Raw genomic sequence first — 11,419 nt, 5'->3', positions numbered from 1 at the left:
CGGGGACGGCTCGGCCACACGGCGCGCATCGCGTCGCGGCGCATGGGGACCCTGCGGACTGGAAGAATGGTGCGCATGTCTGTGAGCTTCGAGACCACCCAGAGCGTCGCGATCATCGGCGGCGGCCCCGGCGGATACGAGGCGGCTCTCGCAGCGGCCCAGCTGGGCGCCGAGGTGACGCTCGTCGAGCGCGCGGGCATCGGGGGATCCGCGGTCATCACGGATGTCGTCCCCTCCAAGACCCTCATCGCCACCGCCGACGCCGCCGTCGCCATCCGCGGCGCCTCCGATCTCGGGGTGCAGCTGTTCGCCCGGGGCGACAGCGGCAAGCCGCTCAAGCCCGAGATCGCCATCAACCTCGGGGCGGTCAACAAGCGGCTCCTGTCCCTGGCGCGTCAGCAGTCCGACGACCAGCGCGCGCAGCTGGTGGATGCCGGGGTCCGCATCATCTCCGGCCACGGCCGCCTCGACGGGACGCACGCCGTCGTCGTCTCGACCGGCCCCGGCGGCACCGACTTCGACCGGATCGAAGCCGACACGCTCGTGGTCTCGGTGGGCGCCTCGCCGCGCGAGCTCGACAGCGCGAAGCCCGACGGGGAGCGCATCCTGACCTGGACGCAGCTCTACAACATGTCGTCGCTGCCCGAGCACCTGATCGTCGTGGGATCCGGCGTCACCGGCGCGGAGTTCGCCGGCGCCTACATGAACCTCGGGTCGAAGGTGACGCTGATCTCGAGCCGCGACCAGGTCCTCCCCGGTGAGGACTCCGACGCGGCGGCCGTCATCGAGAAGGTCTTCACCCGCGGCGGCATGGAGGTGCTGTCGAAGTCCCGCGCCGAGAAGGTGGAGCGCACGAAGGACGGCGTGGTCGCGACGCTGTCCGACGGTCGCACCGTCGAGGGCAGCCACTGCCTCATGGCCGTCGGATCCATCCCGAACACCGCCGACATCGGACTGGAGGATGCCGGGGTCCAACTCACCGGTTCGGGTCACATCCAGGTCAACCGCGTCGCGCGCACGTCGGTGCCGAACATCTACGCCGCGGGCGACTGCACGACGTTCCTCCCGCTCGCCTCGGTTGCCGCCATGCAGGGACGCATGGCCGTCTTCCACGCGCTCGGCGACACCGTCATCCCGCTCGAGAAGCACCGCGTCACGGCGAACATCTTCACGGCGCCCGAGATCGCCACCGTCGGACGCCAGGAGCGCGACATCGAGTCCGGCGCGGTCAACGGCACGGTCCACAAGCTCCCGCTGGCCGCCAACGCGCGCGCGAAGATGATGGGCGTCAAGGACGGGTTCGTGAAGATCATCGCCCGCGAGGGGTCGGGCACCGTCATCGGCGGCGTCATCGTCGCCCCGCGCGCCTCCGAGCTGATCTACCCGATCGCCATCGCCGTCGAGCGGCGCCTCACGGTCGACCAGCTCTCCCGCGTGTTCGCGGTGTTCCCGTCGCTCGCGGGCAGCATCACCGACGCGACCCGCGCGATGCACCAGGTCGCCCGGGACGAGGACACCTACAGCTGATCCGCGTACCCGGGACGCCGCGTCGGCGTCAAGCCCCCTGGCGAGAGCCGACGGGCACGTAGAGTGGGAGCGTCCTGGGGAGGGCGAGCTGATCTGGGGAAACCCGGAGAGACCTATGCGCGCACCAGCCAGAGCCATGTTGAGCATCGCCGTTGCAGCGTCGGTCGTTCTGGCTTCTGTGCCGTTGTCGGCGGGCACACTGTTCGAGCCGTCGGCGACGACCTCGTCGCAGATTGGCGAAACCGGCGCCGACCCGAGCCCGCCCCCCGCACCGGAGGAGTCCCCGGCGCCGACACCGGATCCGCCGACATCGACACCGGATCCGGCGATACCGACACCGGATCTGTCCGCCGATCCCACGCCCGCCCCCACCGCGTCGGCGAGCCCGGAATCGACTCCCGGGACATCACCATCACCATCACCGTCACCCGAAACGGCCCCGGAAGAGGACCACGAGCGCGACGGTCCCACTCTGCCGCTCACGCGTGACCTCCCACCGGACTCATCGATTCCCGTCGCGCCCTTGCGTCTCACCGTTCCGCAGTACGGACCGCAGCCCGTGTTCCGTCTGCCCTTCGCCCCCGGGATCCGTTGGGGCGCGAGCGGATCCCACTCCGACAGCGACGGCATCAACCGCGGCGCGATCGACTTCTCGCCGCTGTCGTCCAAGGATCGTGCGGTGCGCACCGTCGCGGCTGGAACGGTCTACCGTGTCCGGTGCAGCACAGGGTGGTTCCTGGGCGTCGACCACGGCGGCGGCTGGATGTCGGAGTACTACCACTTGACCAATGCCAAATCCTCGCTCGTCGGCCAGTGGGTGGAGGCCGGGACGACGATCGGCACCGCCGGTCAGACGCTGCCGTGCGGCGGCACGCCCGGAGACAGTGCGCACGTGCACCTTTCCATCCTCAACGCGGCTCTCGACGTGCCCAGCGGCAAGCGCAAGTACGTCTCGGTCAGCGGCATCCAGTTCGACAACTACACGCTCCGCGACTCGAGCGGTGCCTATAACGGCGTCTGGCGGAACCTCCAGGGCGACGTCGTGCTGACGTCGCGCCGGGTCACCTGCTGCCTGACGGCATCCACCCGGATCGGGCCGACCGGCGGGTCCACCCTGCCCGACACCGACGGCAACGGGATCGACGACTACAGCGAAGCCACGACGTGGGATACCGACCTCAACAGCAACGGCTTGCCCGACATCGTCGCGTTCGGCGGCGCCGGTGTCTACACCGCTTTCAACAACGGCCGCACGTTCGGCTCCAATCGTCTCGCCCTTTCTAACTTCGGCACGTCGAAAGGCTGGCAACGCAGTTCGCATCCGCGCATGGTGCTCGACGTCACCGGCGACGGTCGCCCTGATGTCCTGGGCTTCGGTGCGTCCGGAGTCTCGGTTTCGGCGGGCAGTGGAGGCAGCTCGTTCGCCACGGCCCGCAAGTGGAGCTCGGACTTCGGGTCGGACAAGGGATGGCGCGTCGGTGTGCATCAGCGGGTCGTCGCCGACGTGACCGGCGACGGCCGTCCGGACGTCATCGGCTTCGGTGGTGCGGGGGTGTACGTCGCTCGGAATACCGGCTCAGCCTTCGCGTCGGCGCAGCTGTGGTCGCGACAAATGGGCTCGGATGGCGCGTCGGGCGGATGGCGGGCGTCCGCGCACCCGCGCTTCGTCGCAGACGTCACCGGCGATGGTCGTGGCGACCTCATCGGCTTCGGCGCTCGCGGCGTCTACGTCGCCCGCAACACCGGCAGCGGCTTCGCACCGATGCAACCGTGGGTCTCGGATTTCGCGGTGTCGCAGGGCTGGACCGTCGTGAACCACCCGAGATACGTCTTCGACATCGACGGCGACGGGCGGGCGGACATCGTGGGGTTCGGCGCCAACGGCGTCCAGGTCGCTCGGGGGACCGGATCCGGCTTCGCGGCGACCACGCGGTGGTCCGGTTCGTACGGCAGCTCAGCGTCGGCGGGCTCGTGGCGTGGGAGAGTGCATGCCCGGACCTTCGCCGACGTCAACGGCGACGGGCGTCCGGACGTCGTCGCTTTCGGGACGTCGAGAACATTCGTCGCGTTGAACCGCGGATCCTCCTTCGGCCCGTCCACGGCGTGGACCGATGATTTCGGTTCCCGCGAATGGACGCAGGGGTGGATGCCGAGAGTCGCCGTCGACGCGAATGGCGACGGGCGTGCCGACATCGTCGGATTCGCCCGTGATGGCGTGCATGTCGCACTGAGCACCGGCTCGCGATTCGGCGCGGCGACGCACTGGACAGGATCGTTCGGCTGGGACGCGTCGGCAGGCGGCTGGCGTGTCGGCTCGAATCCGAGGGCTATCGGCTTCTAGCCGGACGGCCTGAGGTCATTGCTCCACGCGCAGCTCGATGATCGCCGTTGCGTGCAGGTAGGTCGGAGCGCTGGCGACCCCCTCGATCATGAGGCTGTCGGCGGCTGTCGGCCGCAGGTCGACAGCGTGCGCCTCCTCGTCGCAGGGAATCTCTCGCTCGATGGTGTCATCGACGCCGTCTTCGGTATCCAGGGTGATCGTCACCACCGTGGAGATCGTTTCGACGTCTCCTCCATAGCAGCGGGCATCGACGCGGGTGAGTACGGTCCCTGGTTGGAGTTCCAGCAGCATCACCCCGGACTCCGACTCCTCCGTGCCGACTTCGGTCGCGGCGGCTCCCGCAAACCCGGGGCCATCCGACGCGGCAGCCCTCACCTCGTCGGCCCACTGCCTCGCTGCAGAAAGGTCGACACCCGGGTCTTGGGCGCAGCCCGCCAGCAGAAGCAGGGGGATAGCTGCCGCGGCGGCGATCGGACGTGTCGTCTCCATCCCCACACCATAGGTGGCGCGGCGACACCCCATGCGTCAGGAGATCGTGAGCAGCTGATGCCCCGCCGACACGGTCGTGCCGGCCTGCGCGTTGATCGCGCCGACCACGCCGTCCTTGTGCGCCTGGATGGGCTGCTCCATCTTCATCGCCTCGAGGACGACAACGAGGTCGCCCTTGACGACCTGCTGCCCCTCCTCGACGGCGATCTTGACGACGGTGGCCTGCATGGGCGACGCGACGGCGTCGCCGCTCGCGCCCGAGACGGCACTCGCGGTGTGCGAACGACGCGACGGGGGCACGGCGACGGGGCGTCCGACGGCGGCGGGTGCGTGGGTCAGGCGGTCCGGCAGGCTCACCTCGAGGCGCTTGCCCGACACCTCCACGACGACGGTGTGGCGGCCCTCGGGTTCGGCGGCGGGACCCGCCTCGCCGTCCCATGCGGGGATGTCGTTGTGGAACTCGGTCTCGATCCAGCGGGTGAAGACGCCGAACGTGCCGTCCTCGGCCGTGAAGGCGGGGTCGCGGACGACCTTCCGGTGGAAGGGCAGCACCGTCGGCATCCCGGCCACCTCGAACTCGTCGAGGGCGCGGCGCGACCGCTCGAGGGCCTCTTCGCGCGTGCGTCCCGTGACGATGAGCTTGCCCAGGAGCGAGTCGAAGGCGCCCGAGACGCTGTCGCCGGCGGTGACACCGGAGTCCAGGCGCACGCCCGGTCCGCCGAAGGTCTTGAACACGTGGATGTCGCCGGGGGCGGGCAGGAAGCCGCGGCCCGGGTCCTCACCGTTGATGCGGAACTCGAACGAGTGGCCGACCGGCTCGGGGTCGGCGTAGTCGAGCGTGCCGCCCTCGGCGATGCGGAACTGCTCGCGGACGAGGTCGATGCCGGTGACCTCCTCCGAGACCGGGTGCTCGACCTGCAGACGGGTGTTCACTTCGAGGAACGAGATCGTCCCGTCGGCGCCGATGAGGAACTCGCACGTGCCGGCCCCGACGTAGCCGACCTCCGTGAGGATGGCCTTCGACGCGGAGTACAAGGTCTCGTTCTGCTCGGCGGTGAGGAACGGTGCGGGAGCCTCTTCGACGAGCTTCTGGTGCCGGCGCTGCAGCGAGCAGTCGCGGGTCGAGACCACGACGACGTTGCCCGCGGCATCCGCGAGGCACTGCGTCTCGACGTGGCGCGGCTTGTCGAGGTACTTCTCGACGAAGCACTCGCCGCGACCGAACGCCGCGATCGCCTCGCGGGTCGCCGATTCGAAGAGCTCCTCGACCTCGTCGAACTCGCGCGCGACCTTGAGGCCGCGTCCGCCGCCGCCGTACGCGGCCTTGATCGCGATGGGCAGGCCGAACTCGCGCGCGAAGGCGACGACCTCGTCGGCGCCCTCGACCGGCCCCGGCGTGCCCGGGGCGAGCGGGGCGCCGACCTTCTCGGCGACGTGGCGGGCGGTGACCTTGTCTCCGAGCGCCTCGATGGCCTCGGGGGAGGGGCCGATCCAGACGAGCCCCGCGCCGATCACGGCGCGGGCGAAGCCGGCGTTCTCGGCGAGGAAGCCGTAGCCCGGGTGGACGGCGTCGGCGCCCGAGCGGCGCGCGACCGAGAGGATCTTCTCGATGGAGAGGTAGGTGTCGGCGCTCGTCGAGCCGCCGAGGCCGTACGCCTCATCAGCCAGCCGCGCGTGCATCGCATCGCGGTCCTGGTCGGCGTAGACCGCCACCGACGACTTCCCCGAGTCGCGTGCGGCGCGGATGATGCGCACCGCGATCTCGCCTCGGTTGGCGATCAGCACTTTCGAGATTCCGGTGGTCACGCTCTCAGGCATGGCTTCGAGCCTACCCACGAGTGAGGCCGCTCCTTTGGATCACTCGCACAAGATCATCGGGGTTTCGTGTCGCGGATCCCACTAAGCGGATGCCGCGCCGCCGCCGCCCGCGGAGTTCCACAGCGTCGTCCACTCGACCCCGAGCTCGCGGACGAGTCGGCGCAGGGTCGACAACGACATCCCGACCACGGTCGACGGGTCGCCCTCGACCCGCTCGATGAACGCGCCGCCGAGGCTGTCGACGGTGAAGGCGCCCGCCACCAGGAGGGGCTCACCGGTCGCCACGTACGCGTCGATCTCGGCATCCGTCACATCCGCCGCGAAGGTCACGGACGCGGCGGCCACCGCATGGGCCTCGACGGGGTCAGCGCCCGGGCGGACGAGGAACACGCTGTGCCCCGAGTGAAGCACGCCGGTGCGGCCCCGCATGGACTGCCACCGGGCGCGCGCCGCCTCGGGTGTGTAGGGCTTGCCGAGGATCTCGCCGTCGAGTTCGAACATCGAGTCGCCGCCGACGACGAGGCCCTCGAAACCTTCCGCGGCGACGGTCGCCGCGACGTCGGCCGCCTTGCGTCGGGCGAGGAGGAGCACGTGTTCCTCCGACGGCAGCGTGCGGGCCTGCGCCGCCTCGACCGCCGCGATCACGGCCTCCTCGTCGACCTGCGGTGAGCGGGTGGTCGGCTCGATGCCGACCTGGCGCAGCAGCATCAGACGGGCGGGGGAGGTGGAGGCGAGGCACACGCGCATACCGACCACGGTAGCCGCGCGGGCGGGAGTGGATGACGGTCCGCGGCGACCCGGTGTGACAGCATCGGAGCATGCAACCGGGAGACCTCCTCGACCTCGAGATCACCGCCGTCGCGCACGGCGGTGTGTTCGTCGCCCGGCACGAGAACCGTGTCGTGTTCGTCTCGGACGCGATCCCCGGCGAGCGGGTGCGCGTCGCCCTCACCGACACGCGCAAGGCGTCGTTCTGGCGGGGCGACACCGTGGAGGTGTTGGATGCCTCGCCCCACCGCCGTCCGCACGTGTGGGAGCCCGCCGATGTCAGCATGCCTCCCGACGCCCGGCCCGGCGGTGCGGACTTCGGTCACATCGCCCTCGCCCATCAGCGCGAACTGAAGGCCGACGTCCTCCGCGACGCGCTGTCCCGCTTCGCCGGGTCCACCGCTCCCGTCACGATCGAGCCGCCCCTCCCGCAGACGCACGGCGACCGTCTCGTCGAGGAATCCGCCGACGGCACGGGATGGCGCACCCGGGTCAGCCTGCACGTCGACGACGAGGGACGCATCGGCCCGTTCGCGGCCCGCAGCCACCGCGTCATCCCCGTCGACGACCTGCCCCTCGCGACCGCGGGCATCGCACGCGCGGCGAGCCGTCGGCGCGGCGGCTCCGCCGGCCGCCTCGACCTCGTGCAGCCCGCAGACGGACGCGTGCGCGTGATCCCGCGTGCCGAGCCCGGGCGTTCCCGGCGCCCGGCTCCGGTCGACCCCGCGGCCCGGGAGGTCGTGGTCGAGACCGTCGGCGACCGGGAGTTCCGCGTCGATGCGGGTGGCTTCTGGCAGGTCCACCGCCTCGCCGCCGGCACCCTGCACGACGCGGTCGCCGACGCCGTCGCGGATGCCGTCGACCCCGACGGGTGGCACCTCGATCTCTACGGCGGGGTCGGGCTGCTCGCCGCATCCGTCGCCGATGTCGGCGGTCCCGCCACCCGGATCACCTCGGTGGAGTCCGACGCCCGCGCGACCGAGCACGCGGGGGAGAACCTCGCCGCGTGGATCGGAGCCCGCGCGGAGACCGGCCGGGTCGACCGGTGGCTCGGAAACCTCGTCCAGACGGCCACCCCCGCGCAGCGCGCCCGGCTCGCGCGCGGCACCGTGGTCCTCGACCCGCCCCGCGCCGGCGCCGGACGCGACGTCGTCGAACAGCTCGTCGACCTCTCACCGGCGCGCATCGTCTACGTCGCGTGCGACCCCGTCGCCCTCGCCCGCGACCTCGGCACCTTCGCCGCGCACGGATACACGACGCCCGCGGTGCGGGCCTTCGACCTCTTCCCGCACTCGCACCACGTCGAGGCGATCGCCGTGTTGACGCGGTGACGGCTAGGGTGAGCGCATGATCCGCGTCGCCTTGATCGACGACCACGAATCCGTGCGTCTCGGCCTCGAGGCCGCGTGCAGCCGCACGGACCACCTGCGCGTCGTCTTCTCGGGCGAGAGCGTGGCCGCCTACCTCGATTGGCGGACGCTCACGCAGGAGAACCCCGCGGACGTCGTCGTCCTCGACCTCATGCTCGGGGACGGGGCCACCGTGACCGAGAACGTGACCCGCCTCGTCCACGACGGCTCGCCGGTCATCATCCACAGCGTGGCCGATCGCCCGGCCGCCGTCCGCGAGGCGCTGGTCGCGGGGGCTGCGGGCGTGGTGAGCAAGGCGTCGCGCATCGACGACGTCATCGCGGCGATCGACACGGTCGCCCGCGGCCATGCGCTCGACAACGTCGAGTGGGCGTCCGCCGTCGACGGCGACCGGGCCTTCGCCGACGCGCAGCTCTCCTCGCGCGAGCGCGACGTGCTGCGTCTGTACGCCGCCGGTCTGCCCCTCAAGACGGTCGCCGAGCGACTCGGGGTGGCCTACTCGACGGCGAAGGAGAACATCACCCGCGTCCGCGTGAAGTACGTGGAGGTCGGTCGGCCCGCCCCCACGAAGGTGGATCTGCTGCGGCGCGCGATGGAGGACGGCCTGGTCGCGGAGGAACCCGGTGGCAGTTGAGGTCGCACCGGCGGGAACGCTGACGATCCCGCCCGACTCGACCTTCTTCTCCCGCGAGAGGGTCGAGCGCATCCTCGCGCTCGTCGTCTCGGTGGGATGCGCCATCCTGGGCTTCCAGTCCCTGTTCCACGCGATCGGTTCCACGCAGGAGACGCCGACGTGGAACCTCGTGCTCAGCGTCGTCACCTTCGGCCCGCTGGCGCTCATGATCGCCGCCGGCGTCGTCGGACGCTTCTACCGGGCGCCCGCGGCCGTCTTCGCGATCGTGTTCCCGCTCGTCCTGGTCGTCTGGCCGCTCGCGACCGCGGGGCGGGAGGGCGGCGCGGCGGCGGAGCCCTGGATCTGGTACCTCCTCAACGTCGCGACGGTGGCGACCGCCCTCGTCTTCCCGCTGAGGTTGCAGTACGTGTGGTGCGGCCTCGTCCCGGTCCTCTACGGGGTCGTCCGACTGATTCAGATCGGTGTGGACGGCGCGAGCGTCATCCTCGTCTCGCGTCAGGTGGTCTACGCGATCATCCTCGCCGTCGTCATGATCATGATCGGGTGGATGCTGCGCCTGCTCGCCGAGCGCCTCGATCGCACCCGCGAGGAAGCGGTCCGTTCGTACGCGGCGGCGGCCGCCGCCGACGCGGTGGAGCAGGAGCGGATCTCGGTCGCCGCCCTCATGCACGACAGCGTGCTCGCCGCGCTCATCGCTGCCGAGCGCGCCTCGACGCCGCGCGAGCGCGATCTCGCCGTGGGCATGGCACGTGACGCGCTCACCCGCCTCGCCAACGCCGACCGGGAAGCCGAGGAGGGCCCGGACGAGCCAGTCGACCCGGCGTTCATCGTCGACGGGTTGCGCCGGGCGGCCGCGGAACACGATCTCGACCTCGACCTGCGCGTCACCGTCGATCCGCGGGCTCCGCGGCTTCCGGGACGGGTCGCACGCGCCCTCGTCCTCGCTGCCGATCAGGCGATCGTCAACGCCGTCGAACACGCCGACGCGGTCGGACTGTACGTCGACGTGAGCGCCGACGACCGTCGGGTCATCGTCCGGGTCGTCGACGCGGGCACGGGCTTCGACGTCCAAGCCGTCCCCGAGGACCGCCTGGGCATCAGCGGCTCGATCGTCGCCCGCACCGCGGCGGTGGGCGGGCAGGCGCTCGTGCGCAGCTCGCGCCGGGGCACCGTGGCCGAACTGCGCTGGGAGTACCCGCGATGAACGTGCGCGTCCAGACGGGACTCTCGATCGTCGCGGTCGTCTTCACCGCCTACCTCGCCGTCGGCGGACTCGTGTGGACCGCGCCGGTGGCGCAGCCGGCGCTGTTCATCGCCGCCCTGTCGCTGTACCTCGTCACCACCTGGCTCTGCGTGTTCTGGGGCTTCACGCCGCGGTCGGCTCCGACGGCGACGGCTCCGGTCGCGGCGGACGCGGACGGCCTTCCGCGCGGTGCCTCGCTGCCGCTGTGGCTGTGCCTGCTGGTCCTCGGCACAGCGGTCGTCGTGCCGTTCGCGACCTGGGCGGCGGTCGGCGAGGACCTCCGTCGCGCGACCTTCGCCACGTGGAGCCTCGGCGGCATCGGGGCGCTCCTGACGGTCGTCGTCGTCCGGCGCCGACCGCTCGTGGCGTGGATCGGTGTGGTCCTGCTCGGGGTGTCGTCGTCGTTCTGGATCGGCATCTTCGATTCCCTCGCCCTCGGACTCGTCGGCGCCGCCGTCTGGGTCGTCGCCGCGCAGCTCCTGACGCGATTGGTCGACCGGGCGGCCGTCGACACGGCGGAACTCACCGGCATCCAGCGCCGCTCCTTCGAGTGGCTCGCGAGCCAGGAGGGCCGTCGACGGGAGCGTCGCGTCCGCGTGCAGCAGGCACTCGCCGTCGCCGGCCCCATCCTCATCCGCACGATCGAGTCCGACGGCGACCTCGAGCCCGACGAGCGCGAGCGGGCGCGGCTGGCGGAGGGATCCCTGCGTGACGAGCTGCGCGGGCCGCGCCTGCTCGACGAGGCCGTGCGTGCGCGGCTGCAGGAGGCGCGGCTGCGCGGCAGCACCGTCACCGTCCTCGATGAGGGGGGATTGGATGCCGCCGGCCCGGCCGCGCTCGATCGCATCCGGGCCGAGCTCGCCGACGCCCTCCGCGGCGCCTCGTCGGAGCGGATCTACATCCGCACGTCGCCGCACCCTCGCGTCGCGGTCACGGTCGTGGGCCGGTCCCGCCGACGCGACGACCCGGACGGCGACGAGGTCGTCGACCTCTGGCACGAGATCGCCCATCCGCGACCGGTGGTAGATCGCCCGGCGTCCTGACGGCACCGCGCCGAGAGGACGCGCCGAAAAGAAGAGGCGAGGGGCGGCGAAGCCGCCCGCCCCTCGCCATGCGAGTGGTTACCCGAAAACCGACCCGCACATGTCGATCCGCGCTCTGAGGGATACGAATCGACAGAACGCAGAAGCGTTCCAGCGCTATTAGTCTCTCTGATCGCGAAAAGCGTG

General features: G+C 71.3%; 9 protein-coding genes. 6 read left to right on the top strand and 3 right to left on the bottom strand.

From position 1 onward, the window contains the following. Nucleotides 1-66: 66 nt before the first annotated feature. The gene (locus Q9S36_RS05990; protein ID WP_374209376.1) at nt 67-1,527 is read left to right on the top strand and encodes an NAD(P)H-quinone dehydrogenase; all 1,461 of its coding nucleotides are present in this window, start codon (nt 67-69) and stop codon (nt 1,525-1,527) included. A gap of 115 nt (nt 1,528-1,642) precedes the next feature. Further along, nucleotides 1,643-3,868: an FG-GAP-like repeat-containing protein gene (locus Q9S36_RS05985; RefSeq protein ID WP_311284323.1), complete on the top strand. Its 2,226-nt coding sequence runs from the start codon at nt 1,643-1,645 to the stop codon at nt 3,866-3,868. Nucleotides 3,869-3,883: 15 nt separating this feature from the next. On the opposite strand, the gene Q9S36_RS05980 is transcribed toward Q9S36_RS05985, so the two are convergent. The 3 genes from Q9S36_RS05980 to Q9S36_RS05970 all read right to left on the bottom strand — a co-directional run bounded on the left by Q9S36_RS05980 (nt 3,884) and on the right by Q9S36_RS05970 (nt 6,922). After that, nucleotides 3,884-4,357, bottom strand: a complete 474-nt coding sequence (locus tag Q9S36_RS05980; protein ID WP_311284322.1) for a hypothetical protein — start codon at nt 4,355-4,357, stop codon at nt 3,884-3,886. A gap of 36 nt (nt 4,358-4,393) precedes the next feature. Next, nucleotides 4,394-6,175, bottom strand: coding sequence for a biotin carboxylase N-terminal domain-containing protein (locus Q9S36_RS05975; RefSeq protein WP_311284321.1), 1,782 nt, complete (start codon nt 6,173-6,175; stop codon nt 4,394-4,396). Nucleotides 6,176-6,256: 81 nt separating this feature from the next. After that, nucleotides 6,257-6,922, bottom strand: a complete 666-nt coding sequence (locus Q9S36_RS05970; protein WP_311284320.1) for a Maf family protein — start codon at nt 6,920-6,922, stop codon at nt 6,257-6,259. Between the two features lie 71 nt (nt 6,923-6,993). Between Q9S36_RS05970 and Q9S36_RS05965 the strand changes: the two genes are divergently transcribed. From Q9S36_RS05965 to Q9S36_RS05950, 4 genes are read left to right on the top strand one after another with little or no spacing between them, the layout of a single operon-like run. Next, the gene (locus tag Q9S36_RS05965) at nt 6,994-8,274 is read left to right on the top strand and encodes a TRAM domain-containing protein (protein ID WP_311284319.1); all 1,281 of its coding nucleotides are present in this window, start codon (nt 6,994-6,996) and stop codon (nt 8,272-8,274) included. 16 nt (nt 8,275-8,290) lie between these two features. Then, nucleotides 8,291-8,947 (top strand): response regulator transcription factor, encoded by a 657-nt coding sequence (locus tag Q9S36_RS05960; RefSeq protein ID WP_253036099.1) that lies wholly within the window; start codon nt 8,291-8,293, stop codon nt 8,945-8,947. Continuing rightward, nucleotides 8,937-10,151 carry an ATP-binding protein gene (locus Q9S36_RS05955; RefSeq protein ID WP_311284318.1) on the top strand — a complete coding sequence of 405 codons (1,215 nt, stop codon included), beginning with the start codon at nt 8,937-8,939 and terminating at the stop codon, nt 10,149-10,151. Before Q9S36_RS05960 ends, Q9S36_RS05955 begins: the two co-directional genes overlap by 11 nt. Then, nucleotides 10,148-11,233 (top strand): hypothetical protein, encoded by a 1,086-nt coding sequence (locus Q9S36_RS05950; RefSeq protein WP_311284317.1) that lies wholly within the window; start codon nt 10,148-10,150, stop codon nt 11,231-11,233. The genes Q9S36_RS05955 and Q9S36_RS05950 overlap by 4 nt, the downstream gene beginning before the upstream one ends. Nucleotides 11,234-11,419: the final 186 nt, after the last annotated feature.

Source organism: Microbacterium sp. ARD31 (assembly GCF_031844425.1).
The sequence above is the reverse complement of the archived record's forward strand: the minus strand, read 5'-3'. Positions and strand labels throughout refer to the sequence as shown.